28 protein-coding genes and 1 pseudogene are annotated in these 24,795 nt (G+C 62.7%); 10 read left to right on the top strand and 19 right to left on the bottom strand.

All coding sequences use genetic code 11. The features are described 5' to 3' along the window. Window positions 1–196 precede the first annotated feature (196 nt). Both NKI85_RS23550 and NKI85_RS23545 read right to left on the bottom strand, forming a co-directional pair. The gene (locus tag NKI85_RS23550; RefSeq protein ID WP_352527878.1) at window positions 197–1,012 is read right to left on the bottom strand and encodes a CDP-alcohol phosphatidyltransferase family protein; all 816 of its coding nucleotides are present in this window, start codon (window positions 1,010–1,012) and stop codon (window positions 197–199) included. A gap of 3 nt (window positions 1,013–1,015) precedes the next feature. Further along, a complete protein-coding gene (locus tag NKI85_RS23545) occupies window positions 1,016–1,714 on the bottom strand; it encodes a phosphatidylserine decarboxylase (RefSeq protein ID WP_352527879.1) in 699 nt (232 codons plus the stop codon). Between the two features lie 260 nt (window positions 1,715–1,974). Between NKI85_RS23545 and NKI85_RS23540 the strand changes: the two genes are divergently transcribed. Beyond that, entirely contained in the window at window positions 1,975–2,841 is an 867-nt protein-coding gene (locus NKI85_RS23540) for an SMP-30/gluconolactonase/LRE family protein (RefSeq protein WP_352778184.1), read from the top strand. Between the two features lie 5 nt (window positions 2,842–2,846). Here the strand turns inward: NKI85_RS23540 and NKI85_RS23535 are convergent, their stop codons facing one another. The 4 genes from NKI85_RS23535 to NKI85_RS23520 form a co-directional block, all read right to left on the bottom strand. Next, window positions 2,847–3,194: an antibiotic biosynthesis monooxygenase gene (locus NKI85_RS23535; RefSeq protein ID WP_352778181.1), complete on the bottom strand. Its 348-nt coding sequence runs from the start codon at window positions 3,192–3,194 to the stop codon at window positions 2,847–2,849. An 89-nt stretch (window positions 3,195–3,283) separates the two neighbouring features. Then, window positions 3,284–5,170 carry an ABCB family ABC transporter ATP-binding protein/permease gene (locus NKI85_RS23530; protein ID WP_352778178.1) on the bottom strand — a complete coding sequence of 629 codons (1,887 nt, stop codon included), beginning with the start codon at window positions 5,168–5,170 and terminating at the stop codon, window positions 3,284–3,286. A 22-nt stretch (window positions 5,171–5,192) separates the two neighbouring features. Next, window positions 5,193–5,552, bottom strand: coding sequence for an ArsR/SmtB family transcription factor (locus NKI85_RS23525; protein ID WP_352527887.1), 360 nt, complete (start codon window positions 5,550–5,552; stop codon window positions 5,193–5,195). 60 nt (window positions 5,553–5,612) lie between these two features. Further along, window positions 5,613–7,112, bottom strand: a complete 1,500-nt coding sequence (locus NKI85_RS23520; RefSeq protein WP_352527888.1) for a LysM peptidoglycan-binding domain-containing protein — start codon at window positions 7,110–7,112, stop codon at window positions 5,613–5,615. Window positions 7,113–7,226: 114 nt separating this feature from the next. Between NKI85_RS23520 and NKI85_RS23515 the strand changes: the two genes are divergently transcribed. Further along, a complete protein-coding gene (locus NKI85_RS23515; RefSeq protein ID WP_352527890.1) occupies window positions 7,227–7,838 on the top strand; it encodes an LOG family protein in 612 nt (203 codons plus the stop codon). 123 nt (window positions 7,839–7,961) lie between these two features. Here the strand turns inward: NKI85_RS23515 and NKI85_RS23510 are convergent, their stop codons facing one another. Beyond that, window positions 7,962–8,519 carry a LysR family substrate-binding domain-containing protein gene (locus tag NKI85_RS23510; protein ID WP_352778174.1) on the bottom strand — a complete coding sequence of 186 codons (558 nt, stop codon included), beginning with the start codon at window positions 8,517–8,519 and terminating at the stop codon, window positions 7,962–7,964. 37 nt (window positions 8,520–8,556) lie between these two features. Then, complete coding sequence (locus tag NKI85_RS23505) at window positions 8,557–8,850, bottom strand: LysR family transcriptional regulator (RefSeq protein WP_352778172.1); 294 nt, start codon at window positions 8,848–8,850, stop codon at window positions 8,557–8,559. A 119-nt stretch (window positions 8,851–8,969) separates the two neighbouring features. Between NKI85_RS23505 and NKI85_RS23500 the strand changes: the two genes are divergently transcribed. Next, window positions 8,970–9,260 carry a muconolactone Delta-isomerase family protein gene (locus NKI85_RS23500; RefSeq protein WP_352527894.1) on the top strand — a complete coding sequence of 97 codons (291 nt, stop codon included), beginning with the start codon at window positions 8,970–8,972 and terminating at the stop codon, window positions 9,258–9,260. A 47-nt stretch (window positions 9,261–9,307) separates the two neighbouring features. On the opposite strand, the gene NKI85_RS23495 is transcribed toward NKI85_RS23500, so the two are convergent. The 9 genes from NKI85_RS23495 to cysS form a co-directional block, all read right to left on the bottom strand. Further along, a complete protein-coding gene (locus NKI85_RS23495) occupies window positions 9,308–10,639 on the bottom strand; it encodes a PQQ-dependent sugar dehydrogenase (protein ID WP_352778169.1) in 1,332 nt (443 codons plus the stop codon). Between the two features lie 310 nt (window positions 10,640–10,949). Continuing rightward, window positions 10,950–11,882, bottom strand: coding sequence for an EamA family transporter RarD (rarD, locus tag NKI85_RS23490; protein ID WP_352527898.1), 933 nt, complete (start codon window positions 11,880–11,882; stop codon window positions 10,950–10,952). Window positions 11,883–12,039: 157 nt separating this feature from the next. Next, a complete protein-coding gene (locus tag NKI85_RS23485) occupies window positions 12,040–12,579 on the bottom strand; it encodes a hypothetical protein (protein ID WP_352527900.1) in 540 nt (179 codons plus the stop codon). 4 nt (window positions 12,580–12,583) lie between these two features. Beyond that, window positions 12,584–14,206, bottom strand: a complete 1,623-nt coding sequence (cimA, locus tag NKI85_RS23480) for a citramalate synthase (RefSeq protein WP_352527902.1) — start codon at window positions 14,204–14,206, stop codon at window positions 12,584–12,586. Beyond that, window positions 14,203–15,159, bottom strand: a complete 957-nt coding sequence (gene pip, locus NKI85_RS23475; RefSeq protein WP_352778166.1) for a prolyl aminopeptidase — start codon at window positions 15,157–15,159, stop codon at window positions 14,203–14,205. The genes cimA and pip overlap by 4 nt, the downstream gene beginning before the upstream one ends. Next, window positions 15,156–15,632 (bottom strand): GFA family protein, encoded by a 477-nt coding sequence (locus NKI85_RS23470; protein WP_352527906.1) that lies wholly within the window; start codon window positions 15,630–15,632, stop codon window positions 15,156–15,158. Before NKI85_RS23470 ends, pip begins: the two co-directional genes overlap by 4 nt. Continuing rightward, window positions 15,629–16,120 (bottom strand): GFA family protein, encoded by a 492-nt coding sequence (locus tag NKI85_RS23465; RefSeq protein ID WP_352527908.1) that lies wholly within the window; start codon window positions 16,118–16,120, stop codon window positions 15,629–15,631. Before NKI85_RS23465 ends, NKI85_RS23470 begins: the two co-directional genes overlap by 4 nt. Before the next feature lie 6 nt (window positions 16,121–16,126). Next, window positions 16,127–16,513 (bottom strand): VOC family protein, encoded by a 387-nt coding sequence (locus NKI85_RS23460; protein WP_352527910.1) that lies wholly within the window; start codon window positions 16,511–16,513, stop codon window positions 16,127–16,129. Then, window positions 16,510–17,979 (bottom strand): cysteine--tRNA ligase, encoded by a 1,470-nt coding sequence (gene cysS / locus NKI85_RS23455; RefSeq protein ID WP_352527912.1) that lies wholly within the window; start codon window positions 17,977–17,979, stop codon window positions 16,510–16,512. The genes NKI85_RS23460 and cysS overlap by 4 nt, the downstream gene beginning before the upstream one ends. A gap of 418 nt (window positions 17,980–18,397) precedes the next feature. On the opposite strand from cysS, the gene NKI85_RS23450 reads away from it, so the two are divergent. Next, entirely contained in the window at window positions 18,398–18,547 is a 150-nt protein-coding gene (locus NKI85_RS23450; RefSeq protein ID WP_254820210.1) for a hypothetical protein, read from the top strand. 56 nt (window positions 18,548–18,603) lie between these two features. Here NKI85_RS23450 and NKI85_RS23445 read toward each other — a convergent pair. After that, a pseudogene (locus NKI85_RS23445) lies at window positions 18,604–19,363 on the bottom strand (SOS response-associated peptidase). Window positions 19,364–19,486: 123 nt separating this feature from the next. Here NKI85_RS23445 and NKI85_RS23440 point away from each other — a divergent pair. The 4 genes from NKI85_RS23440 to NKI85_RS23425 all read left to right on the top strand — a co-directional run bounded on the left by NKI85_RS23440 (window position 19,487) and on the right by NKI85_RS23425 (window position 21,854). Beyond that, a complete protein-coding gene (locus tag NKI85_RS23440) occupies window positions 19,487–19,912 on the top strand; it encodes an NUDIX hydrolase (RefSeq protein ID WP_352527914.1) in 426 nt (141 codons plus the stop codon). Window positions 19,913–19,960: 48 nt separating this feature from the next. Beyond that, window positions 19,961–20,338, top strand: coding sequence for a TIGR02301 family protein (locus NKI85_RS23435; protein ID WP_352527916.1), 378 nt, complete (start codon window positions 19,961–19,963; stop codon window positions 20,336–20,338). A 374-nt stretch (window positions 20,339–20,712) separates the two neighbouring features. Then, complete coding sequence (locus tag NKI85_RS23430) at window positions 20,713–20,970, top strand: hypothetical protein (protein ID WP_023677749.1); 258 nt, start codon at window positions 20,713–20,715, stop codon at window positions 20,968–20,970. Window positions 20,971–21,050: 80 nt separating this feature from the next. Further along, complete coding sequence (locus NKI85_RS23425) at window positions 21,051–21,854, top strand: hypothetical protein (RefSeq protein ID WP_352527918.1); 804 nt, start codon at window positions 21,051–21,053, stop codon at window positions 21,852–21,854. A 33-nt stretch (window positions 21,855–21,887) separates the two neighbouring features. On the opposite strand, the gene NKI85_RS23420 is transcribed toward NKI85_RS23425, so the two are convergent. Continuing rightward, complete coding sequence (locus tag NKI85_RS23420; protein ID WP_352778160.1) at window positions 21,888–23,219, bottom strand: dihydroorotase; 1,332 nt, start codon at window positions 23,217–23,219, stop codon at window positions 21,888–21,890. Between the two features lie 83 nt (window positions 23,220–23,302). Between NKI85_RS23420 and ygfZ the strand changes: the two genes are divergently transcribed. Continuing rightward, on the top strand, window positions 23,303–24,163 hold the full coding sequence (ygfZ, locus tag NKI85_RS23415) for a CAF17-like 4Fe-4S cluster assembly/insertion protein YgfZ (protein ID WP_352778157.1): 861 nt from the start codon (window positions 23,303–23,305) through the stop codon (window positions 24,161–24,163). Beyond that, entirely contained in the window at window positions 24,163–24,795 is a 633-nt protein-coding gene (locus tag NKI85_RS23410) for an HD domain-containing protein (RefSeq protein WP_352778155.1), read from the top strand. Before ygfZ ends, NKI85_RS23410 begins: the two co-directional genes overlap by 1 nt.

Raw genomic sequence — 24,795 nt, 5'->3', positions numbered from 1 at the left:
TTAGGCGACCTTGGCGACGCAATCCCGAGCTGCCGCTTGGACGCATTTATCCACAAACGGTCAAGGCGCCCAGCAAGTTCCCAAAACGCACGTTCCACTGCGCCGCGTGCTCTGCGAGCGGCTCCCTAATCCAAACTGATGACCTTTTTCGGAATCTTGCACTGCCAGGCGCAGGGCGAATTTGGCAACAAATCTGTCAGCCGATGTCGGAAGACGGCACCTTCTCGCCTTCGCGCTTGGCGCGTCTGGAGTAGGCGCGCACGCTGAACGGCAAGAAGAGCAGATAGCCGGCGACCGACGCCGTCAGCGTATACCAGGGATAGGTCATCAAAAGCAGCACGTAGAGGACGACGGCGAGGATGATCGGCAGCACCCTGTCGCCCGGTATCCTGACGCTCTTGCCGGAATAGACGGGCAGTCGGCTGACCAGCAGGAACGCCACTAATATTGTAAAGCCGGTGGCAATGAAGGCCGCCAAGCGGCTGGGTTCAAGGCCAAGCCTGAGGAAGAACAGATAGAGCGGCAGCATCACCAGCACCGCACCCGCCGGCGCCGGCACGCCGACGAAATATTCGGTCTGCCACTGCGGACGGTTGATCTCTTCGTCAAGTACGTTGAAGCGAGCTAACCTCATCCCACAGGCGATCGTGAACAGGAGCGCCGCGATCCAGCCCGGCGAGCCAGCCCTGTCGAGCAGAAAGGCATAAAGCACCAGCGCCGGTGCCACGCCGAAATTGACGATATCGGCCAGCGAATCCATCTGGGCGCCGAATTTGGAGGTCGCCTTCAGCATTCGCGCCAGGCGGCCGTCGATACCGTCGAGGAAGGCGGCGAGCAGCACCATCACCACCGCCGGCTCGAAGCGGCCTTCGAAGCCGAAGCGGATGCCGGACAGGCCGGCGCAGATGGCGAGCACGGTGACCAGATTGGGCAGCACCATGCGCATCGGGATTTCGCGGATGCGCGGGCCGCCGCCGCCATGCGCCTCGAATTTCTTGAACGGCGGGGCCACCGGTCAGGAGATCCGCACGAGCGGCGTTGCGGCAACGCCGCCGAATTCCGCCAGCACCGTCTCACCGCCAACCGCCGTTTGGCCGACGGCGACGCGCGGCGTCGCGGTCGAGGGCAGGAATACGTCGACGCGCGAGCCAAAGCGGATGAGCCCGAAACGCTCGCCGGTGCCGATGGCGCCGCCGGTCTCGGCCCAGCAGACGATGCGCCGCGCCACCAGGCCGGCGATCTGCACCGCGGCCACCGTGCCGTTGGGGCTTTCGATGACCAGCCCGTTGCGTTCATTCTCGGTGCTTGCCTTGTCGAGTTCGGCGTTGAGGAATTTTCCTGGCCGATGCTCGATCCTGGAAATGCGGCCACGCACCGGGGAGCGGTTAACGTGGCAGGAAAAGACGTTCATGAATACCGAGATGCGGGTCATTTCACCACCGCCGAGGCCAAGCTCGCGCGGCGGCACGGCCGGGCCGACCGCCGAGACGATGCCGTCGGCCGGGCTCACCACCAGGCGGTCGTCGATCGGCGTGACACGCTCGGGATCGCGGAAGAAATAGGCGCACCAGGCGGTCAGGATGAGACCGATCCAGAACAGGGTCGAGGAGAAATAGCCAAGAAACAGCGTCGCTGCGCCGAACGCAGCGATAAAGGGATAACCCTCGCGATGGATCGGAACGAACGCATTCTTGATCGTGTCGACAAGGCTCATAGGATGAGGACAACCTTGGTTTCAGGTCCGGCCTCAATAGCGGAAACACCCCGCAGTCGCAACGCGGCAATCCGGCGGTCGGGTGACGGCGGCGTGCCGCCTCAGGAGTGCCAGCGGCATCCGGACTGCTGAAGTGGTCAACCGGAAATATGTTCATCGCGATTGTCGGCACGAGGCGCCCCCGCCCGTCCTTGGAAAGACAGCACCTCTCGTCAGCCTTTCGGCCACGACGATTTGCGCAACCCGGAGGTTCACGGCCCATGCAGAAATCAGCAGCCAGGCAAGCGCGAGTAGTGATGAACGGCCTGGCGTTCGGCGAGTCACCGCGCTGGCATGATGGCAGGCTTTGGTTCTGCAACTGGGGCACGGGCCAGATCATCGCCGTCGATAGCCAAGGCAACAGCGAGATCGTGCTTACCGTACCGGCCACCCTGCCTTATTCCATCGACTGGCTGCCGGACGGGCGGCTGCTTGTCGTGTCCGGCCGCGAAGGGCTGATCCTCAGACAGGAGACGGACGGGACGCTAGTCATCCATGCCGATCTGAGACCCCTGTCAAAGAGCCCGTGGAACGAGATCGTCGTCGACGGACGCGGCAACATCTATGTCAATGGCGGAGGGCCGGCGCCTGCTCCCGGCCAGCATTTCGGCCCCGGCACCATCGTGCTGGTCGCGCCTGATGGCTCGGTTCGGCAGGTGGCTGAGAACCTCGCCTTTGCCAATGGCATGGCGATGACGCCTGACAACAAGACGCTTGTCGTTGCCGAATCCCACGCCAACAGGCTGACTGCGTTCGACGTCGCTGCCGATGGCAGCCTCTCCAACCGGAGGGTCTGGGCCAATCTCGGCAACGGTTTTCCCGACGGCATCTGCCTCGATGCCGAAGGTGCGGCCTGGTATGCCGACGTTCCCAACAGGCATTGCGTGCGGGTACGCGAGGGCGGCGCAATGCTCGAAAGCGTCGATGTCGATCGCGGCTGCTTTGCCTGCATGCTCGGCGGCAGCGAGGGAAAAACGCTGTTCATCGTCGCCGCCGAATGGCGCGGCTTCGAACATATGATCAGCGATTCCCGTACCGGCCAAGTGCTCAGCATCGAGGCTCCCGCACCGGGCGCCGGCTGGCCGTAGAGAACTTACACGCCGGGAATCCGCTGATAGTTGGCGATATCGGCCTTGACCCCAAGTCGTGCCAGGGTCTCCTGAGGATTGAAGCCCATGCGCTCATGCGCAGTCTTGATGATCGGCACGACCTTGTCGACGGCGGCCTGCCCTTCCCATTCGACAATGGTCACGAGGTTGACCTCGCCTGGCCCCGAGAATTGCTCAAGCAGGAAATCCTGGACGAATCCTTGCTGCCGGCGCAGTAGTTCATGTGTTATCCGGACCTTGGCAAGGATCTCCTCGCGGGCGTTGGCCGGAACGACAAACTTGTCGACCCTGAACACGCTGCCGCCATTAGCTGCCTGGTTTATCCCACTCATATCGATTGTCTCCGTTTTGAACCACGCATTCTTGCTGCGATCCAAAACGACCTACGATCTCAACTTAAGTTGAGGTCAAGCACGAATTTTCAGCTCACCTCCGAGGTGCGGCGGCGGACGACGACGCCGAACTCGTCGCTTTCGCGGGCAATGCGCAGCCGCTCCTCGGCCTCCGTCGCCTCGCGCTGCCGGTCCCACATCGACGCATAGAGGCCGCGCTTGGTCATCAAGGCGGCATGGGTGCCGCGCTCGGCGATCTGGCCGTCCTGCAGGACGATGATCTCGTCGGCCGAAATCACCGTCGACAGCCGGTGGGCAATGACGATGGTGGTGCGACCCTGGCTGACCAGATCGAGTGCCGCCTGGATCTCCTGCTCGGTGTGGCTGTCCAGCGCCGAGGTCGCCTCGTCGAGCATCAGGATCGGCGGCGCCTTCAAGATGGTGCGGGCGATCGCCACCCGCTGCTTCTCGCCGCCAGACAGTTTCAGCCCGCGCTCGCCAACCATTGAACGGTAGCCGTCGGGTAACCGCTCGATGAACGGTCCGATCTGGGCCAGTTCTGCCGCCTTGCGCACATCGTCCTCGCTGGCGCCCATGCGGCCGTAGCGGATATTGTAGGCGATGGTGTCGTTGAACAGCACCGTGTCCTGCGGCACCATGCCGATCGCGGCACGCAAGCTCTCCTGCTTCACGTCGCGAATGTCCTGGCCGTCGATCAGAATCTTGCCGCGCTGGATGTCATAGAAGCGAAACAAAAGCCGCGAAATGGTCGACTTGCCGGCTCCGGAGGGGCCGACAATGGCCACCGTCTTGCCGGCCGGCACCTCGAAGCTGATGCCCTTCAGGATCTTGCGGTTGGGGTCGTAGGAAAAATGCACGTCACGGAACTCGACCTTGCCGGCATCGACGACCAGTGGCTTGGCGCCTGGCCGATCGACGATCTCCCGCTTGACGTCGAGCAGATCGAACATGTTCTCGATGTCGGTCAGGCCCTGGCGGATTTCGCGGTAGATCATGCCGATGAAATTGAGCGGCACCGAAAGCTGCATGAGCATGGCGTTGACGAAGACGAAATCGCCGACGCTCTGTGTGCCTGCCTTCACCTCGAGCGCCGACATCACCATGACGACGGTCATGCCGATGCCGAAGATCACGCCTTGGCCGAAGTTCAGCCAGCCGAGCGAGGTCCAGGTCTTGGTCGCAGCCAGCTCGTAACGCGCCGTGGAACGGTCGAAGCGCTCGGCCTCCATGGCTTCGTTGTTGAAATATTTGACTGTTTCGTAGTTGAGCAGTGAGTCGATCGCCTTCGTGCTGGCTTCGTTGTCGCTATCGTTCATCTCGCGGCGGATCGAAATACGCCAGTCGCTCGCCCTGACGGTGAACCAGACATAGAGCGAGACCGTGACCGCGATCACCAGCACGTAGAGCCAGCCATAGGTAACGGCGAAAATGCCGGCGGTGAGCGCGAATTCGACGATCGTTGGCGCCGTCGCCAGCATGGTGAAGCGGACGATCGTCTCGATGCCTTTGGTGCCGCGCTCGATGACCCGCGACAGGCCGCCGGTGCGCCGTTCGAGGTGGAAGCGCAGCGACAGTTCGTGCATATGCACGAAGGTGCGGAAGGCGAGCCGGCGCACGGCATGCTGGCCGACCCGTGCAAACAAGGCGTCGCGCAACTGGTTGAAGCCGAGCTGCACCAGCCGCACGGCATTGTAGGCGACGACCAGCATGACCGGCGCCAGCAGAAAGACCGGCAGCGGCGGCGCAGATTTGGAGTCGCCGGCCAGCGCATCGGTCGCCCATTTAAAGAAATAGGGTCCGGCCACCAGGGTCAGCTTGGCGACGACCAGCAGCACGGTTGCCCACACCACCCGCGCCCTTAGGTCGGCGCGGTCGGCCGGCCACATATAGGGCCAAAGATTGCGCAACGTTCCGAAGGTCGAGCCGGAATCGGCGGAGACGGTCTTTTCGGCCATTCTTATTGCCTTTTCGTATTTCTTAGCTGGCGCTGCAGCAGGAATTGACGAGTGCGGCTAGCGATGCGGAAACGTCGGCGAGCGCGGCACGGTCGAGTTCATAGCGCGAGCGCTGGCGGTCAGGCTCGAAGCGGATTAGCCCGGCTTCGACCAGGATCTTCAGGTGCTGGGAAACGGTGGACTGCGCCAGATCGAAATGCTCGACGACCTCGCGGCAGCAGCAGGAACGATTGGCGGAAAGGTGTTTGAGAATTTCGATCCGCGCCGGATGCGAAAGCGCCGCAAGCCGAACGGCGACGGCCCGGCTGTCCGGCGTGCAGCTAATGGGCGCGCATTTGTCTGCCGCGCGGCTTCCGTCCGTTTCGAGGGGGGATTTGGTCATCGTTTATCGGCGATAAACGATGATGGGTCCTGCCGCAAGCTGCCCTGATGGGCAGAATGGCTACTCGGTCTTGACTGGGGCCGTCGTCATCTGGTCGCCCATTGCCTTGAGATCGGCGGGCTCGCCTTCCTTCGATTTCTCCGGCACCTTGAACACCTGCCCCGGCCAGATGCGATCGGGATTACTGATCTGGTCCTGGTTGGCGAGATAGATGGTCGAGTAGCGCATGCCCTGGCCGTAGACCCGCCGCGAAATCCGCCACAGCGTGTCATGGCGGCGGATAATGACTGCGCCATCGGCATGTTCGAGCTGAGGCGCCACGGTCTCGGGAGTTTCGCCCGCAGGCGTTGCGACGGCCATTTCGGCCGGAGCCTCGGTGGCAGGAGGCGTTTCGGCGGCCGTTGCCGGTGTAGTCGGCGCGTCTTCGGTCGCCGGAGCATTCGGCTCGGCTGGTTTTATCTCGGCAGGCTTCGGCTCGGCCGGCGCGACGGCGGCAATCGCCTCGCCCGGCTCGCGCTCGAACGGCACGGCGGCACGGGCCACCACCTTCACGCCGTCGGCGTCGAGCGCATCGACATGGATGGTGTAGGTGCCGACCGGGATGTCGCGTGTCGCTTCAACCAGGAAGTGGCGGTCGGGCGAGGTCTTGCCATCTCCGAGCAGGATATCGTTGGCATAGGCGCGCACTTTGCGGCCGGGATCGGCGAGGCCGGCAACGAAAATCTTGTTGCCGTCGATTTCGACGGCTTCGACGACGATCTTGGGCTCCGCCGCGGGAGCAGCAGGCGCTGCCGGTATGGCGGGCGCTGCCGGAGCCGGCGCTGCTCCAACAGCGGCCGGCGCAGCAGGCGCAGGCGCTGCTGGAACATCAGCCGCCGGGGCGGCTGGCGCCGGCGCTGCCGCAGCCGGCAGTTCGGTGCCGGTGGCGGGTGGCTGAACGGCCGCCTGTTCGCCGGCAGGCGGCGATGCGTCAGATTTTGCCTCAGGGGCCGGAACGGTGAGCAGTTCGGACGGCTTGCCCGGCTCTTCGACCATCGCCAGCACCTGGCCGGTGGAATTCTGGGGGAGCGAAACGACGGCGGTCTGCGGCGACACGGTCAGGACATTGCCGGTCGTCGAGCGCAGCGTGATCGTATAGTCGCCGGGTTTCAGCGGATCGTCGAGAATAATCGCAAAGGCGCCATCGGGACCGGCGACCGTCGAGCCGAGCACAGTCGAACCGTTGAGGATCTCGACCTTGGCATTGGGCGCTGCATTGCCGGCGACGACGATCGAGCCGTTGCTTTCGACGCGCACGATGTCGAAGGTCGGCACGATCGCACCTGCGGCGGCCGGCGCGGCGGGCGTCGCCGCATCGGTGGACGCGGCGGGCGCTGCTGGCAGCCGGCTCTCGGTCGCCGGAGCGGCCGGTTTCGAAGCCGGCGGCGTCAGTGCCGCGACTTCCGCCGGCGGGATGGAATTGAGATACGGGTCGAGTGCGCCCGATACGTAGGCGGTTCCCGCCGCGGCGACAGAGCCTCCGGCCGCGAACAAAAACGCCTTCAATGGATTGATTTTCATGTTTCCCTGCCCCTTAGCCACCTAATTTCGGTCTAGCCTGTTTTGCCAAAGCCGACAAGAAAAAGCCCGCCCCAGGGCTTGACCACGCCAATAGTCCCTATCACCAATCATCACATGAACACGATTCGATCTGTCTGCGTCTATTGCGGCTCGTCTCCGGGCCGTGATGAAACCTATATCAAGGCCGGACACCTGCTTGGCCGCTCGATCGCCAAGTCCGGCCTGCGTCTGATCTATGGCGGCGGCACCAAAGGTATCATGGGTGCCGTCGCTGAGGGGGCATTAAAGGCCGGCGGCAAGGTAACGGGCATCATTCCGCGTTTTCTGATCAACAAGGAGGCGACCGAAACCGCGCTTCACCGGCTCGACGAGCTCGTGATCACCGACAATATGCACGAGCGCAAACACAGGATGTTCGAGAAATCCGACGCCTTTGTGGCGTTGCCCGGCGGCATCGGCACGGTCGAGGAGATCGTCGAAATCATGACCTGGGCGCAGCTTGGCCATCACCGCAAGCCGATCGTCTTCGGTAACGTCGGAGGGTTCTGGGATCCGATGCTGACGCTGCTCGACCACATGGCAACGGAAGGCTTCATCCACACCGCGCAGCGGGTCAAGCCCCTGGTAGTCGAGGACCCGGAAGCAATCGTCGCCGCAATCATGGTGGCGGGATCGTCCGTCGATGCGCCGACGGAGGGCGTGCAGTCGGTGATTGATAAGATGTAGAGTGAATAGTGAATAGTGAATAGTGAATAGTGAAGTACGAGACCTTCCGAACCGGCGCCTGTCTATCCCCCTACTGACTACTGACTACTGACTACTGACTACTGACTATTCACTATTCACCATTCACTCCTGCCCTACTGCCTTCCTTAAGTCTGCGATGACCGCGCGCTTGTCCTGACGCCGCCAGGCAAGATGGATTGAGACAGTGCGTTCGAACCACGGCAGATCGCGAAACACGATCTGAGGCGGCGCGGCACTGCGCAGACTGGCCTGCACCGTCGCCAGCCCAAGCCCGGCGCTGACCAGCCCCAGCGACGTCAACGGATCGGTCGTCTCATAGGCAATGTCGGGCAGGAAGCCGGCCTTCGCACAGGCGGCGACAAACTGGCTGCGATTGGTGTCGTCGGGCTGGCGCACCACCGTGATCCAGGCGCGTCCATCGAGTTGCTGCGGCCGTATGTTGGCGATATCGGCCAATGGATCACCTTCCGGCAATGCCAGCACTAGCGGCTCGCGCATGATGAGCATGGTGGCGATGTCGGGATCGTCGGCAGAAGGAGGCGTGTAAACGAGCCCCAGATCGAGCGATCGTTCACGCAGCGCTTCGATCTGCGCGGCGGAACGCTGGCCCTTCAGTTGAAGATGAAATTCGGGCCGATCGCGGCGAAACTGACGCAGCATCCGGGCGACAAGCCCGGCATGGACCGCGCCCTCGACATCAGCCGATAGCGAGACGGCCGACGGTGCCGCTGGCGAGATTGCGGCCGAGCTCCTCCAGCCGCCTTGCATGGGCCAGCAACGCCCGCGCCTCGGCGAGAAAGGCGCGGCCCTCGGCATTAAGATGAACGCGCTGCCTCGCCCTTTCGAATAATGCGACGCCCAGTTGCTCCTCCAGCTGCATGATCTGACGACTGAGCGGCGACTGCGAGATATGCAGCAATTCGGCGGCACGCCCGACATTGCCGGTTTCAGCGACGGCAATGAAATAGCGGAGCTGGCGCAGGTCGAACATTGTTTGCTCCGATGCTCAAGTCTCGTGAGGTCTCAACTTTAGCCTAATCAGTCTTGGACTGTCTGGCCAGTCGAGGCGAATAGTTTCGCCATTCCAACTGCCAACGTCAGGAGATTCCGATGCAGTTCTTTGCCCTTCTTGCGCGCAACACCGAAAAGTTCGCCGACGCCGATTTTGCGCCGCTGCTGCCCGGCGAATCCGAGCAGCGCCGAACGCTCTACGCCGAGGGTGTCATGCGTCAGGTCTGGAACCGAGGCGACATTCCCGGCAGCGGCATGATGTTCGAAGCCGGCAGCGATGCCGACGTGCGCCGCCATCTCGCAACCTTGCCGCTGGTCAAGGCCGGCATGATGGACATTGCCGCCGTTGTGCCGCTGCAGCCCTATCCCGGCTTCGGGCCGAAGCGGTGAGCATCGGCGACATCGAACGGACGCGGATGGCGGCGACCAGCCTGCGCTCAACGGCGATTGGCTCGGCTGACCCGCCAGATGACATTGCCGACATCGTCGACGACGAGCAGTGCGCCGGCCTGATCGATAACAACGCCGACCGGACGGCCCATCGCCGTGCCATTCCGCCCGATGAAGCCAGTGAGCACGTCCTTCGGGAGACCGCTCGGTTTGCCAGCACGGAACGGCACAAAGATCACCTTGTAACCGCTGCGCACGCTTCTGTTCCACGAGCCGTGCTGGCCGATGAAGGCGCCGTTGCCGTAGGCCGGACCGAGCTGCGCGCCCTTGGAGAAGGTAAGTCCCAGCGAGGCCGTATGGGAACCCAGCGCATAATCGGGCTTGATCGCCCTCGCCACGAGATCGGGGCGCTGCGGCTTGACGCGTTTGTCGACGTTCTGTCCGTAGTAGCTGTAGGGCCAGCCGTAGAAAGCGCCGTCGCGAACCGAGGTCATGTAATCCGGCACGAGATCGTCGCCGATCTCGTCACGCTCGTTCACGGCGACCCAAAGCTCGCCAGTTTCAGGGTTCCAGGAGAGCCCGTTCGGGTTGCGCAGCCCCGACGCGAAGACCCGGGTGCGGCGGTTGGACAAATCCACTTCAAGGACGGCGGCGCGGTTCTTCTCCGCGGCCATGCCGTTTTCTCCAACGTTACTGTTCGAGCCGACGGTGACATAGAGCGTGCGTCCATCCGGACTTGCGATCACGTCCTTGGTCCAATGATGGTTGAGGTCTCCGGCCGGCAAGTCGATGATCTTTTCCGGCGGCGTGGTGACCTGGGTCTGGCCATTGGAGTAGGGGAAAGCGACGAGCGCGTCGGTATTGGCGACATAGAGCTTGCCTTTGGACAGCGTCATACCGAAGGGTGAATTGAGGCCTTCGGCGAATGTCCTGCGCACATCCGCAATGCCGTCGCCATTGGTGTCACGCAGGAGCGTGATGCGGTTGGCGCTTGGGGTCGCGGCGCCGGCCCGCTTCATAGCCAGTCCCATGAAGACCTTTTTCAGGCTGAAGCCTTCGTCATGCTTAGCAGGGGCATTGGTTTCGGCAACCAGCACGTCGCCGTTCGGAAGCACATGCAGCCAGCGCGGATGGTCGAGGCCGGTGGCGAAGGCGTTCACTCTCAGTCCCTTCGCCGGGGTCGGCATACCGCCGTTCTGCCAGCCTTTCGCCTCGGCGATGTTAACGGTCGGGATCAGCGTAGGCCTTGGTTTCGGTAAAGTGGGGTTGGGGCCATAGCCGGTTATTGTCCCCGTTTTCTGCGCCGGAACGCCAGCGCAGCTCACCATGAGCGCTGCCAATACGGCTATGACCAAGTTTCGCGGGAAGCCGGCATTCATCGGACGTCCTCCGCACGGATTTGCGTCGTGCTCTTTGCGTAAACGCAAGTCAACGGCTTATTATTCCAATTGCTTCGAAACAGCGGCGCTCGTGATCCGTTGCCTGCAATCTTAGCATAAGGACCAGGAATCGCGACCGATCTGCCCTCCGGCATGAATAATACGGCGCGAACGGCGTCTTATATCCGCACTTTCAATCCAAGGCGGAACTTGCGCGTGAAAGCGTGGCGGCTGCTCTGGAGGCTCGGTCGCATCAAGGAAGCGTTGTCTGCGGTGTCGCCGCTTATCGCGGCAGTCACCTAGCTCTTCGTCAGGCGGCTCGGACGGTTGTAGCGCCTGCCCTTCGCGCCGAAGAAAACATCGACCAGGAATACATCGCCAGCGCTGTCCAGATCAGGCCAAAGGCGATGGCCTGGGTGCCGCCGAACGGCTCGCCGAAGATCAGCACCGCGATCAGGAAGACGATCGTCGGTGCGATATATTGCATGATGCCGATGGTGGAGAGGCGCAGCAGCCTGGCGCCGAACGCGAACAACAGCAGCGGCACGGCGGTGACCGGTCCGCAACCGATCAGCAAGGCAGTGTCGTTCAACGAGCTGGAGACGAAATGATCCTGTCCTGTGGCGATCAGGAAGATGATGTAGCCGAGCGCCGGCACCGACAGCAGCAGCACTTCAAGCAGGAAGCCCTGGCTCGGGCCGATTGGCAGCGTTTTGCGGAAGAAGGCATAGGCGGCAAAGGAAAACGCCAGCACCAGCGACACCCAAGGCAGTTTGCCGGCGTCGATCGTCAGCACCGCGACCGCGATTGCCGCCAGCACCACCGCCGCGATCTGCAGGCGGTCGAGCCGCTCGCCGAGCAGCAGCGCGCCGACAACGACGCTAACAAGCGGGTTGATGTAGTAGCCAAGCGCGGTCTCGATGGTGCGGTCGACCGCGATCGCCCAGACATAGATGCCCCAGTTGATGGAAATCAGCGCCGCCGTCAGCACCGCCATCGAAATGATGCGCGGCGAACGGACTGCCGCTTTGAAATCGGCAGTGCGGCCTGCCCAGACCAGGACGGCGGCGGCGATCGGCACCGACCAGACGATGCGGTGGGCGATGACTTCGGCCAGCGGCAGATGCGCGACAGCCTTCATGTAGAAGGGCAGCAGCCCCCAAAGGAGGTAGGCGCCAAGCGCCAGCAGGAAGCCGCGACGAGCTTTGGTGTCGGCTTCGATTTGCAGTGCTTGGGCGGTCATGGCCCAACGCTATGCGCCAGCCGCCCTGTCAAAACCATCGCAAACTTCTGATGGATCAATGGAGTCTCGCTGATGGTTCAACACGACCACCAATGTCGAACAATTGCCGCTGCCTGCGAGAGTGAGTACCGCAGGTCTACCCCAGCACGAAACGATCTCAACGCTGAGCAGGCTTTTCCCTGAGTTCGAAAAAAACGCTATCGGGCGTGCCTTCATCGTGCCTGAAGCCCGTCAGCTCCGCCGCAAGATCGAGAGGGATTTCGAAAACGAAATCGACCTCGGGATTTTCGACATCTTCTTCGTCCTGTTTAGAAAAACACTGCTGCTTCAGCGCTTCGAATAACGCGGGGAGATCACCCGTGACATGCAAATCCCTAACGGTCTTGTCGCCGCCATGCCAGACTTTCCAGATGTTCCTTCCGTCGCGCCAGAGTTCGGCGCGTGCAAACATGACATGTTCTTCTATATGCGCGATAACGACTTCCCGATCTTGCGAGATCGCGGCCAGATATTGCTGAGGCGGGTTCGGAAAGCTGCAGGGATCAAGAATAATGATCGCCCAGTTCTTTTCGCTGGCATGGGCATTCACCCGTGCTTCGAAAATCTCCGATCGATCGCCAATCTCGCGCCCGAACAAGGCCGCAGTTTCCTTTATCCCGCAACCAAGAAAACCCAGCCAGCTTATCGAGAAGCCCATTTCCTCACTCCGCCGCGACCAGCCCGGCCATGTCTCGGTTCTTCATCAGCTTGTAGACGATCGAATCCATCAGCGCCTGGAACGAAGCGTCGATGATGTTTTCGGAGACGCCGACCGTCCACCAACGCGCGCCGGTGCCGTCATGCGATTCGATCAGCACGCGGGTGATCGCCTCGGTGCCGCCATTGAGGATACGCACCTTGAAGTCGGCCAGCTCGAGGTCGGCGATCTCGCTCTGGAATTTGCCGAGATCCTTGCGCAGCGCAATGTCGAGCGCATTGACCGGGCCATGGCCTTCGGCCACCGACATCTTCTCCTCCCCCTCGACCAGCACTTTCACGATCGCCTCTGAGACCGTCTTCAGCTGGCCATTGGCGTCGAAGCGGCGCTCGACCATGCAGCGGAACGAGGTGACCCGGAAGAATTCCGGCAGGCCGTGCAGCATCTTGCGCGCCAGAAGCTCGAAGCTGGCGTCGGCACCTTCGTAGGCGTAGCCCTCGGCCTCGCGCTCCTTGACGACGGCGATCAGCGCGTCCAGCCGGTGATAGTCCTTCGGCATGTCGATGCCGCGCCGTTTCAGCTCGGCTAGGAAATTGGCCTTGCCGCCCTGGTCCGAAACCATGACGCGGCGGCGGTTGCCGACTGTCTCGGGCGGCACATGCTCGTAGGTCGCCGGCTCCTTGGCCAGCGCCGAGGCATGGATGCCGGCCTTGGTGGCGAAAGCGGAGGCGCCAACATAGGGAGCCTGCGCTTCCGGCGCGCGGTTCAGCAACTCGTCGAAGGCGCGGGACAGGCGCGATATGCCGGTCAACGTCTCTGCCGAAATGCCTGTTGCAAAGCGGCCGGAAAAGGCCGGCTTCAATGCCAGTGTCGGCACGATCGAGATCAGGTTGGCGTTGCCGCAGCGCTCGCCTATGCCATTCAGCGTGCCCTGAATCTGGCGCACGCCGGCCTCGACGGCGACAAGCGAATTCGCCACCGCCTGGCCGGTGTCGTCATGGGCGTGGATGCCGAGATAGTCGCCCGGTATGCCGGCGGCGATCACCTTTTCGACGATGGCGCGCACCTCAGAGGGCTGCGTGCCGCCATTGGTATCGCACAGCACCACCCAGCGGGCGCCGGCATCGTAGGCCGTCCTGGCGCAGGCCAGGGCATAATCGGGGTTGGCCTTGAAGCCATCGAAGAAATGCTCGCAGTCGACCATCGCCTCCTTACCCGAACTGACGGCCGCCTCGACCGATGCCTTGATCGCCTCGAGGTTCTCCTCATTGGTGCAGCCGAGCGCGACGCGGACGTGGTAGTCCCAGCTCTTGGCGACGAAGCAGATGGCATCCGACTTCGACTGAACCAGCGCGGCGAGGCCGGGGTCATTCGAGGCCGACACTCCTGCCCGCTTGGTCATGCCGAAGGCGACGAACTTGGCATTGGCCGTGCGACGCTCGGCAAAGAACGCGGTGTCGGTTGGATTGGCGCCGGGGTAACCGCCCTCGACGTAGTCGATGCCGAACTCATCGAGCAGCTTGGCGATGGCGATCTTGTCCTCGACGGAAAAGTCGATGCCCGGCGTCTGCTGACCATCGCGCAGCGTGGTGTCGAAGAGGTAGAGGCGCTCGCGAGCCATGGTCATTTCCCGGCAAATATGTCCGTCGCGCGGATCAGCCTGTCGAGGATGCCCGGCTCCGAATAGGCATGGCCGGCGCCTTCGATCAGATGGAAATCCGCTTTCGGCCACGCCTTGTGCAGCGCCCAGGCACAGCGCGCCGGGCACGGCATGTCGTAGCGGCCGTGAATTATGGTACCTGGGATATCCTTAAGCTTCCATGCATCGCGCAGCAGCTGTCCCTCTTCCAGCCAGCCGGCATGGACGAAGTAGTGGTTCTCGATGCGGGCGAAAGCGACGGCATAGTCATCCTGGCCGAAGGGACCACTGGTTTCCGGTTCCGGCAGCAGCGTGATCGTCTCGCCCTCCCATAGGCTCCAGGCGCGAGCGGCCTCGACCCGCGCCTTAGGATCGCTGCCGACCAGCCGCTTGCGGTAGGCGGCCATCATGTCGCCGCGCTCGACCTCAGGAATCGGCGCCAGAAACCGCTCCCATTTGTCGGGGAACATCTCCGAGACGCCGAACTGGTAGTACCATTCGAGTTCGGCGCGGGTCAGTGTGTAGATGCCGCGCACGACCAGTTCGCTGACCCGCTCGGGGTGCGTCTCGGCATAGGCCAGCGCCAGCGTCGAACCCCACGAGCCGCCGAATACCAGCCATTTATCGAAGCCGCACATTTTTCGCAGGCGCTCGATGTCGGCGACCAGGTGCCAGGTGGTGTTGGCTTCGAGCGAGGCATTGGGCGTCGATTTTCCGCAGCCGCGCTGGTCGAACAGGATGACTTCATAGAGTTTCGGGTCGAACAGCCGCCGGTGGTTTGGCGAAATGGTGCCGCCCGGCCCGCCATGCAGGAATACCGCCGGCTTGGCACCCTTCGTGCCGGAGCGCTCCCAATAGACCTGATGGCCATCGCCAACGTCGAGCATGCCGGACTCGAAAGCCTCGATCTCGGGATAGAGGGTGCGGAATTCGCTGCTCATAGTTTCAGGCCTTGCTGCGGCCAGTTGGCCGTCTCGTGATCGGGATGCTGGAAGGAGATGATGGATTCCTGCCGGGCGTAGTAATCCGGATCGTCATGGATCGGTGCGTCGAAGATCGTCTCCACCCAAGGCAGCCTGGCGGCGTAGTTGACTTGGATCTGTGGCGCAAGGTCGGAGCGGTCGTCGAAGGCGCCGATGGCAATCTCAAGGGCGCCGGGCTGCCGGTAAGTCAGCGGCGTGCCGCAGCGGGCGCAAAAGCCGCGATCGATGTTGACCGACGACTGAAAGTAGCTCGGCTCCTCGCGCAGCCATTCGACGCCGTCGCTCGGCACCGTCACCAGCGCCCCGAAAAACGAGCCGAACTGCTTCTGGCACATGCGGCAATGGCAGATAGAGGGGCGGCCGAGCGCCCCGTGGATGCGGAAGCGCACGGCGCCGCATTGGCAGCCGCCGGTACGAACGGTTTCGGTCATGATCTTTCCTCCGGCGGCCATTGTTCGGTGTCGTGGTCGGGATGCTGATAGGAGATGAGATCGGCGAGATAAGGTGTCGACGAGATATCGGCCATCGTCTCCTCACCGGGCAATTCGTGGACATGATCCACATAGGGGAGCTTGGCTTCGACACCCCATTGGATCGTCGGCGCGATCTCCTCGGGATGGTCGAATGCGGCAATGGCGAGCGCCACGCCGTCGGCCGCTTCGAAGGTCAGCGGCGTGCCGCATTCGGCGCAGAAACCGCGCGAAGCCGCGTTCGACGAGCGGAAGCGTTTGGGCTCGCCCCGCGTCCAATCGAGTGTTGCGCCGCGCACCGAGACCAGCGGCAGGTAGAAATTGCCGCTCGCCTTCTGGCACATACGGCAATGGCAGACGGACGCATCGCCCAGCGCGCCTTCGACGCGGAAGCGCACCGCGCCGCACTGACAGCCGCCTGTGTAGACCGGCCTGTTGTCGAGGCTCATCGCGCACTACTCCGGAGCATGGCAGACCGCCTCGACATTGTTGCCGTCGGGATCGAAGGCGAAGGCGCCATAATAGTTCGGATGATAGTGCGGACGCAGGCCCGGCCCGCCATTGTCCTTGCCGCCGGCGGCGATCGCCGCGGCATGAAAAGCATCGACCTCGGCGCGGCTGCGCGCGGTGAAGGCGACATGCTGATGGTCCTTCGGCTTGTCCTTGCCGGCATGCAGCCAAAACACCGGCCGGTCGCGGCCGTAGCCGCCGACCTTGGCGCCGCCGGTATATTCCTGCGGCACCATGTAAAGCAGCGAGGCGCCGAGCGGCGCCATCGCCCTGTCGTAAAAAGCCTTCGACGCGTCGAAATCCGAAACGGTAATGCCGAGATGGTCGATCATCTTTTCACCTCCCAGGTGGTGATGCGTTCGCCGGTGACGGGGTCCTTGCCGTCCTTCAATTGTATGGCTTGCGCCAGCAACTCGTCGCGGATGCGGTCGGCCTCGGCCCAGTTCTTGGCGGCGATCAGCGCGAGGCGTTTGGCGATCGCCTTGGCAATGGCGTCTTCATCCACCTTGGCCGCCGCGACGTCGAAGCCGAGGAACAGCAGCGACGCCTTCAGTGAAGCGGCAGCATCATTGTCTTCGGCGGCAGCGTTGCCGCTACCAGCGTTGAAATCAACAGCATCGCCAGCCAACTGCGTCAGCAACTGGAATGCGGGATAGGTGGCGAGGTCGTCCGACAGCGCTTCGATCACATCCGCCGGCACCGGTTTTGCCGTCGGCGGCGCCAGATCGGCGGCCCGCTTCCATTTGCGCAGCGTATTCTCCGCCTCTTCCAGCTTGCGCACTGAAAAGTCAATCGGTTCGCGATAATGCGTCATCAGCATCGCCAGCCTCAGCACCTCGCCCGGCCATTTGCGGCCGCCAAAGGTCTCCGTCTCCAGCAATTCGCTGATCGAATAGAAATTGCCCAGGCTCTTGGACATCTTCTGCCCTTCGACCTGCAGGAAACCATTGTGCATCCAAACCTTGGCCATCGTTTCGGTGCCGTGGGCGCAACGCGACTGCGCGATCTCGTTCTCGTGGTGCGGAAAGATCAGGTCGAGACCACCGCCATGGATGTCGAACACCTCGCCGAGATAGGCGGCCGACATCGCCGAGCACTCGATGTGCCAGCCCGGCCGGCCCCTGCCCCACGGGCTGTCCCAGCCCGGCTCCTGGGGCGAAGACAATTTCCACAGCACGAAATCCTGCGGGTTCTTCTTGTGCGCATCGACGGCGACGCGGGCGCCGGCCTGCTGCTCGTCGAGATTGCGCTTCGACAATTGCCCGTAGTCCGGCATGGAAGCGGTGTCGAATAGGACTTCTCCAGCCGCGACATAGGCATGGCGGCGTTCGATCAAGCGTTGAATCAAGAAGATCATATCGACCTTGCCGTCGGGCCTAGGCTCGACGAACTCGGTGGCGCGCGGCTCGACCGTCGGCTCCAGGCAACCGAGTGCCGCCACGTCCTTGTGGAACTGGTCGGCGGTCTCTTCGGTGACCCGCCTGATCGCCTCGTTCAGCGATAGCTCCCCCGAGGAAATCTCGCTGCCGAAATCGCGCAGTGCGCGGGCGTTGATCTTGTCGTCGACGTCCGTGATGTTGCGCACATAGGTGACGTGCGCTTGCCCGTAGAGACGCCGCAGCAAACGGAACAGCACGTCGAAGACGATCACCGGCCGCGCATTGCCGATATGGGCGAAGTCGTAGACCGTCGGGCCGCAGACATACATGCGCACATTGCGCGGATCGATCGGGAAGAAATCTTCCTTGCTCCGCGTTAGCGTGTTGTAGAGGCGCAGGCTCTTCGATGCGTCAGACATACGTGCCTTCCCGGTGCGTTACTTTGTTTGAGCATGACCTGTTGGGATCGTGCTCTGGATGGAGCCAGTTGCGCCGAGGCGCAAATCGGGCTCCAGCCTGCTGGCCGGGCGTTTGTCCAATCTGGGAGGAGATGAGGCGAAAACGTCCAGGACCAGCGCGAGGCTAGCCGATAATGCAAATGCCACAAATGGCGAAAGACGTTTTCATGGCCGGCTTTATCGCCTTGCCCGGTGTTGCCGTCAAGTCGCTACCCTCGCCAAAAATACCGTTGGATCACAGGAAATGCGGCACTGAAACATTTTATTAAACATGTCGGCACTGTCATGAAACATTCGCCGGCTAGATCAGCAAGCGTCACGATTTGGTCGGATTCGGCCAGCAAACGCAGACACCAAGACGTTACCAGGGAAGAGAAGAATGCCTAAGCAGGAACCCAGCCGCGCCAAGCAACCGGCGCTCGCCAGCTATTACCGGGCGATCGGCCCGGCAGCAATCGTCGCAGCTCTTCTGCACACCGCGAAGAAGAAGAAGCCGGCACAGAAGATCGTCTCGCCGCGCGCTGCCTGAGAATGCCGCCGGTGAAGATTGAGGCGCTCACGGCGTCTCAGAAATAGTAGCTTTTGCTAAAGTAAAGTCATCTGACTGTCGTTCGCGCCGAACTTCTGGCGTTTGACCTTCTCGGGCTCAGGCTCGATGACGCCCTTCTCCTGAATCTCCGGCCCGATGTTGGCGACCTTGTTGACGAGGTCGGAAACCGGGATCGCTTCGAAGAAATCGGGGTGGGCGGGTATCAGCAGATCGGCCACATCGCGCGGCTCGAGGGTGCGGCAATCCAGCCAGCGAGCGAAATCCTCGGGATGGATCACCACCGGCATGCGGCCGTGGATATGAGCAATGTCGGCATTGGCATGGACGGTCAGGATGGCGCCGGTCCATTTCCGATCCGCCCGGCTCGGCATAGGTCTCGATCAGCCCGGCGAAGGCGACGAGCCCGCCATGCCTTGGGCGCACCCAATAGGGCTGCCCTCTTCTGCCGCCGGTCTGGTGCCATTCGTAGAATCCCGAAGCCGGCACCAAGGCGCGGCGATGGCGCATGGCGGCGCGAAACGAGGCCTTTTCCGCCGCCCCTTCGGCACGCGCGTTGAACAGCAGCGCGAAGTCACGCGTATCCTCGACCCAGGCCGGGATCAGGCCCCAGCGCACCAACATCGAGCGCCGGTCGGGCAGGTTCGAGCCAGGCGCCCGCGGTAATCCGGCGAGCGCCATCAACACCGGCTGCGTCGGCGCGATGTTGTAGCGGGCCGGAAACTCCTCCAATTCCGCCAGGCCGAGAAAGGCGGCGGTCTGGTCCGGAGTGGCGGTCAAGGCAAAGCGTCCGCACATGAATTCAATTCTCGAATTGGTGACATGTGAAAGTGGCGATGGAACCTGCCTTGCGCAACCGTTAAAGCTGTTCGCCGACGGCCGGTCCACAACGGACTATGCCAATCGAGCGATCGGGAGCCCATGGAAGCACGCAAGATCATTCCGGCAGTCTCGGTCTGCGTCGTGCGCGAGAACACGGTGCTGCTGGTCAAGCGGGCCAGACCGCCATCGCAGGGCTTCTATGCCTTTCCCGGCGGGAAGGTCGAAGCCGGCGAGACGCTGGAACAGGCAGCACGGCGCGAATTGCTGGAAGAGACCGGATTGCAGGCGCGCAGCTACCGGCCGCTGCGGGAAATCCACATCGACGGCAGCGGCGACGGGCATCCGGTCGACTATCAGCTGACGGTGTTTGGGGCCAACTATGCCGGCGGCGAGGCGGTGGCCAGCGACGACGCCGAAACCGCGGCCTTCTATACGCTGGCCGAAATGACAGCGATGCCGCTCGCGGATGCAGTTTTTGAAATTGCCGACGATCTGCTCGGCCCCAACAAGGACGCCGAGAACTGAGCCCGAAAATCGCCTTGCAGGCGACAAATTGTTTCAGCACAAAGCCTGATGAGCCGCACATCTCCGTTTCTCGCCGCATGCCTCGCCGTCAGTGTGGTTGTCGGCGCGCGCCCGGCAATTGCCGCCGAAGCCCCGTTCGAGCCCGGGCTGATGCGGCTGGCGGAAGTGCTCGGTTCGCTGCATTTCCTGCGCAATCTGTGCGGCGAGAAGGGCGACCAGTGGCGGGCCGAGATGGAAAAACTGATCGCATCTGAAAATCCGAACCCTGAGCGGCGCGCCCGCTTCATCGCCAGCTTCAACCGCGGCTACCGATCCTTCGGCGGCACTTATACGCAATGCACCGCGTCGGCCACGGAAGCCATCAGCCGCTACATGAAGGAAGGCGAGACGCTGTCTCGCGACATTGCATCGCGCTACGGAAACTGAGGGCGGCAGCTGCTTTCCGGCAAAGCCGCATCAAGCGGCGGCGCTGTTCGCGGCGGACGCGTTCGACACTTCTCCGCTTGCCTCGGGTGACGTCTTGGTGCAATCGTTATGTTGCACTTTTGCAACTATATTAACGAAACGTTAGCGCGCGGATGTGGAATTAACTCAAACTGAAGGTTTTCATCCCGCTCGCTGGCCTAATCGGCTAAGTTTTGAATCAGATCGAACGCAGGTTTGCAAAACGCTACGGTCTTTGTCGAAAGCGACCAAAAAAATGTCGCATTTACAAGCACTTATTTAACCTGCGTGTAAACGGACAGCCCAAGCCTGATCCGCATCTATCGGATCGCCGCTTGAAAAGGGTGGACATCGCAATGGAACATGGCGTCAACGACATCGACGCGCTGGTCAGGGAAGAAAAGCGCCTGACTGCCGTGGAAAGCCACAGCGAAGCCTGGGCAGAAGGGCTGTCGGCTGGAATCGAGCCGGAAATCATCGCCGAGGCCGCCCTCGAGACGGCATTCGGCGAGATGCTGCGCACCAATGGCGAGACCTCGGCGCTTGCCCTCCTCGATCGCATGCGTGAAAAGGTGATTGCCGGGGCCTTCGAGCCCGAAAGGCTGCGGCACTGACCTCGGTTCTTTGACGACGGCGCGCCGCTGGACATCACGTCCGGGCACATGGATGGCCCGGAACCAGGGAGTAGCAGGCGGTGAATTTTTCGATGTCAGGCAAGCCGCGCGGCCTGGTCCTCAGCATCTGGCTCACCGCTTCCTGCGCGGCGATTCCCCTTGCACTGTTTCTTGCGAGCAGTCCCGCTCACGCTCTCAGCGAGATCAAGCGCGAAGACCTGCCCTCGCCGGTCACGCCGCCACCCGACGGCGACATGTCGCCGCCCGGAAGTGCCGTGCCGATGCCCGGCCCGCTCGGCACGACGCCACCTGCAGCCAGCCAGCCGACGCCGTCCGACGAACCGGAACAACCCGAGCCGAAAGGGCCGGCGGACGATGGCGGCATGGCCAATCCGCATGTCGATCCTGACGTACCTTTGCCCGAAGTCGTCTACGACCTTACCAAGTTGCCGGAACCGGTCAGGCGCATGCACGACCTGATCGTCGAGGCCTGCAAGAGCGGCGACATCGAAAAGCTCCGGCCGCTGATCGGCAAGGGCGACACGATGACCCAATTGTCGCTGGGCGACATGGAGGGCGACCCGATCGCCTTCCTGAAGGGCCTTTCGGGCGACACGGAAGGCCAGGAAATCCTCGCCATCATGGAAGAGGTGCTCAATGCCGGCTATGTCCATGTCGATGCCGGCACGCCGCAGGATCTTTACGTCTGGCCATATTTTTTCGCCCTGCCGCTGGATAAGCTCGACGCCAGGCAACGGGTCGAACTGTTCAAGATCGTCACCGCCAGCGATTATGATAACATGAAGCAGTTCGGTGCCTACATCTTCTACCGCGTCGGCATCACGCCGACCGGGCAATGGACGTTCTTCGTCGCAGGCGATTGAGTAGGTTAGGCTGGTCTTATGTGGCAGGAGCCTCTAAGCCACCAGCGCCTCGGAAAACTCCACCGCCCTACCCTGACCTGGCGTGACGATGTCGCCTTCCCACATCACGCGCCGGCCGCGAACGATAGTGCCGATCGGCCAGCCGGTCACCTGCCTGCCGTCATAAGGCGTCCAGCCGGCCTTGGAGCCTTGCTGGGCGTTGGCGATGGTCTCGCGACGCTTCAGATCGACGATGGTCAGATCGGCATCGTAGCCGGCGGCGATGCGGCCTTTCCTGGCGATCCCGAAAATGCGCTGCGGGCCGTGGCTGGTAAGGTCGACAAAGCGCTGCAAGGTCAGTCGGCCGGCGTTGACATGGTCCAGCATGATGGGCACCAAAGTCTGCACCCCGGTCATGCCGGACGGTGACGCCGGATAAGGCTTTGCCTTCTCGGCCAGCGTGTGCGGCGCATGGTCGGAGCCGAGCACGTCGACAATGCCTTGCGCAATGCCGTGCCAGATGCCGTCGCGATGGCGCGCGGCGCGCACCGGCGGGTTCATCTGGATCAGCGTGCCCAACTGCGCATAATCATCGGCGCTCAGCGTCAGATGATGCGGCGTTGCCTCGCAAGTCACGACGTCCTTGTGCTGTTCGAGGAAAATTATCTCCTCGGCGGTCGAGATGTGCAGCACATGGATCCGGGCGCGGACCTGGCGCGCGATGCGCACCAGGCGCTCGGTGCAGCGCAATGCAGCGATCTCGTCGCGCCACACCGGATGTGAGGACGGATCGCCCTCGATGCGCTCGCCGAGCCGCTCGCGCAGCCGGAACTCGTCCTCGGAGTGAAAGGCGGCGCGGCGACGTGTGTTCTTCAGGATCGAGGCGACGCCTTCGTCGTCCTCGACCAACAGGTCGCCGGTGGACGAGCCCATGAACACTTTTATGCCGGCCGCACCCGGCAGCCGCTCGAGATCGCCGGTGTCTTTCGCATTGTCGCGGGTGCCGCCGACCCAGAAAGCAAAGTCGCAATGCATGCGACCGGTGGCACGCTGTACCTTATCGGCAAGAGCCGCCTCGCTGGTGGTCAGCGGATTGGTGTTCGGCATCTCAAAGACGGCGGTGACGCCGCCAAGCACCGCTGCCCGCGAGCCCGTCTCCAGATCTTCCTTGTGCTCCAGTCCCGGCTCGCGGAAATGCACCTGGCTATCGACGACGCCCGGCAGGATATGCAGCCCGCGGCAGTCGATCGTCTCGCCGGCCGATGCCTGGCGGAGGTCGCTGATGGCAGCGATGCGCCCACCATTGATACCGACGTCGCGAAAACCCTCGCCGTCATGGTTGACCACGGCGCCGCCTGTCAGGATGAGATCGTAGATGGGGGCCATGCGGATCCGGTCTCTTGCGGGGGGAGTGCCAGCGGCTTACGTAATGGCCGACAGTTTTGCAAGATCAGGCTCGTTTTCCCACCATGCCCTTTGCCTCGCTCAGAGATCGCGCACTCGTTTCCGTGTCTGGGCCGGATGCCGAGCACTTTTTGCAGAACATCCTGACTACCGACCTCGACGTGCTTGGCAGCAGCGAAGCAAAGCCCGGCGCCCTGCTGACGCCGCAAGGCAAGATCCTTTTCGACTTCCTGATCTCGCGCGCCGGCGACAATGCTTTCCGTCTCGAATGCCGTACCGAGACGGCCGACGATTTCATGCGCCGGCTGGCGCTCTACAAATTGCGCGCCAAAGTCGAAATTGCCAAGACAGATCAGCCGGTTGTGACCGTCCTATGGGAAAGCGATTCAACTGCCTCGCAATTTGAATCAGCACCGTTTGCCGATGCGCGGTTTGTCGATGCTGCCGTCAAGCGCTTCTATGATGGCGCCGCAGATGGCGGCGACCTTGCCGCATGGCAAGCCTTTCGCATCGCCCATGGCATTGCCGAAAGCGGCAGCGACTATCAGCTCGGCGATGCGTTTCCGCATGACGTGCTGCTCGACGAGATCGGCGGCGTCGGCTTCAAGAAGGGCTGCTATGTCGGCCAGGAGGTCGTCTCGCGCATGCAGCATCGCGGCACTGCCAGGCGCCGGGTGTTGATCGTCTCGGCCGAACAGCCCCTGCCCGCTTCGCGCGCAGAGTTGACCGTTGAGGGGCGACCAGTCGGCACGCTCGGCTCGACCACAGGCTCGACAGGTCTTGCCATTGCCCGCATCGACCGGATCAAGGCGGCGCTCGACGCCGGCCTACCGATCCTGGCTGACGACGTACCCGTGTCGCTCGCCATCCCGTCCTGGGCGAAATTCAGCTTTCCGCAGGAAGCCGTCGGCGCGGAGGAGGCCTGATGGCGGCCGATCGCGTCGGGGCGCCGCCGCGCGCCTGGCAGCGCATGCTATCCGGCCGGCGGCTCGACCTGCTCGACCCCTCGCCGCTCGACATCGAGATCTCCGATATCGCTCACGGCCTTGCCCGCGTCGCTCGCTGGAACGGCCAGACCAGAGGCGACCATGCCTTTTCGGTCGCCCAGCACTCCCTGCTGGTCGAGGCGCTTGTCGGCGAGCTGATGCCGGACGCCGAGGCCGACGCGCGGTTAGCGGCGCTGCTGCACGACGCGCCGGAATATGTCATCGGCGACATGATCTCGCCGTTCAAATCCGTGATGGGCGGCAGCTACAAGGATTGCGAGCTCAGGCTGCAGCGCGCCATCCATCTGCGCTTTTCACTGCCGGCGGAACTCGACGCCGGACTGCGCAAAGAGATCAAGCGAGCGGATCAGATCGCCGCTTATTTCGAAGCGACGCTGCTTGCGGGTTTTTCGACGGCAGAGGCGACGGAGTTCTTCGGCCGGCCGCGCGGTTTCAACGCCGAGCGCTTCGATTTCACGCCGCGCTCGGTGACCTGGGTGCAAAATGCCTTTCTCAAACGGTTTGCGGCGATCGAAAAGTCGCGACGCCAGACTGCCGTTCCAGCCGGCTGA

This window comes from Mesorhizobium sp. M0571 (genome assembly GCF_040320985.1).
Lineage (GTDB): Bacteria > Pseudomonadota > Alphaproteobacteria > Rhizobiales > Rhizobiaceae > Mesorhizobium.
The sequence above is the reverse complement of the archived record's forward strand: the minus strand, read 5'-3'. Positions and strand labels throughout refer to the sequence as shown.

Bases quoted from the DNA above. Each gene is read 5' to 3' on its own strand.
- NKI85_RS23545 (WP_352527879.1), bottom strand. From the start codon at position 1,714: ATGAGCCTTGTCGACACGATCAAGAATGCGTTCGTTCCGATCCATCGC.
- NKI85_RS23540 (WP_352778184.1), top strand. From the start codon at position 1,975: ATGCAGAAATCAGCAGCCAGGCAAGCGCGAGTAGTGATGAACGGCCTG.
- NKI85_RS23535 (WP_352778181.1), bottom strand. From the start codon at position 3,194: ATGAGTGGGATAAACCAGGCAGCTAATGGCGGCAGCGTGTTCAGGGTC.
- NKI85_RS23530 (WP_352778178.1), bottom strand. From the start codon at position 5,170: ATGGCCGAAAAGACCGTCTCCGCCGATTCCGGCTCGACCTTCGGAACG.
- NKI85_RS23525 (WP_352527887.1), bottom strand. From the start codon at position 5,552: ATGACCAAATCCCCCCTCGAAACGGACGGAAGCCGCGCGGCAGACAAA.
- NKI85_RS23520 (WP_352527888.1), bottom strand. From the start codon at position 7,112: ATGAAAATCAATCCATTGAAGGCGTTTTTGTTCGCGGCCGGAGGCTCT.
- NKI85_RS23515 (WP_352527890.1), top strand. From the start codon at position 7,227: ATGAACACGATTCGATCTGTCTGCGTCTATTGCGGCTCGTCTCCGGGC.
- NKI85_RS23510 (WP_352778174.1), bottom strand. From the start codon at position 8,519: ATGCTGCGTCAGTTTCGCCGCGATCGGCCCGAATTTCATCTTCAACTG.
- NKI85_RS23505 (WP_352778172.1), bottom strand. From the start codon at position 8,850: ATGTTCGACCTGCGCCAGCTCCGCTATTTCATTGCCGTCGCTGAAACC.
- NKI85_RS23500 (WP_352527894.1), top strand. From the start codon at position 8,970: ATGCAGTTCTTTGCCCTTCTTGCGCGCAACACCGAAAAGTTCGCCGAC.
- NKI85_RS23495 (WP_352778169.1), bottom strand. From the start codon at position 10,639: ATGAATGCCGGCTTCCCGCGAAACTTGGTCATAGCCGTATTGGCAGCG.
- rarD (WP_352527898.1), bottom strand. From the start codon at position 11,882: ATGACCGCCCAAGCACTGCAAATCGAAGCCGACACCAAAGCTCGTCGC.
- NKI85_RS23485 (WP_352527900.1), bottom strand. From the start codon at position 12,579: ATGGGCTTCTCGATAAGCTGGCTGGGTTTTCTTGGTTGCGGGATAAAG.
- cimA (WP_352527902.1), bottom strand. From the start codon at position 14,206: ATGACCATGGCTCGCGAGCGCCTCTACCTCTTCGACACCACGCTGCGC.
- pip (WP_352778166.1), bottom strand. From the start codon at position 15,159: ATGAGCAGCGAATTCCGCACCCTCTATCCCGAGATCGAGGCTTTCGAG.
- NKI85_RS23470 (WP_352527906.1), bottom strand. From the start codon at position 15,632: ATGACCGAAACCGTTCGTACCGGCGGCTGCCAATGCGGCGCCGTGCGC.
- NKI85_RS23465 (WP_352527908.1), bottom strand. From the start codon at position 16,120: ATGAGCCTCGACAACAGGCCGGTCTACACAGGCGGCTGTCAGTGCGGC.
- NKI85_RS23460 (WP_352527910.1), bottom strand. From the start codon at position 16,513: ATGATCGACCATCTCGGCATTACCGTTTCGGATTTCGACGCGTCGAAG.
- cysS (WP_352527912.1), bottom strand. From the start codon at position 17,979: ATGTCTGACGCATCGAAGAGCCTGCGCCTCTACAACACGCTAACGCGG.
- NKI85_RS23450 (WP_254820210.1), top strand. From the start codon at position 18,398: ATGCCTAAGCAGGAACCCAGCCGCGCCAAGCAACCGGCGCTCGCCAGC.
- NKI85_RS23440 (WP_352527914.1), top strand. From the start codon at position 19,487: ATGGAAGCACGCAAGATCATTCCGGCAGTCTCGGTCTGCGTCGTGCGC.
- NKI85_RS23435 (WP_352527916.1), top strand. From the start codon at position 19,961: ATGAGCCGCACATCTCCGTTTCTCGCCGCATGCCTCGCCGTCAGTGTG.
- NKI85_RS23430 (WP_023677749.1), top strand. From the start codon at position 20,713: ATGGAACATGGCGTCAACGACATCGACGCGCTGGTCAGGGAAGAAAAG.
- NKI85_RS23420 (WP_352778160.1), bottom strand. From the start codon at position 23,219: ATGGCCCCCATCTACGATCTCATCCTGACAGGCGGCGCCGTGGTCAAC.
- ygfZ (WP_352778157.1), top strand. From the start codon at position 23,303: ATGCCCTTTGCCTCGCTCAGAGATCGCGCACTCGTTTCCGTGTCTGGG.
- NKI85_RS23410 (WP_352778155.1), top strand. From the start codon at position 24,163: ATGGCGGCCGATCGCGTCGGGGCGCCGCCGCGCGCCTGGCAGCGCATG.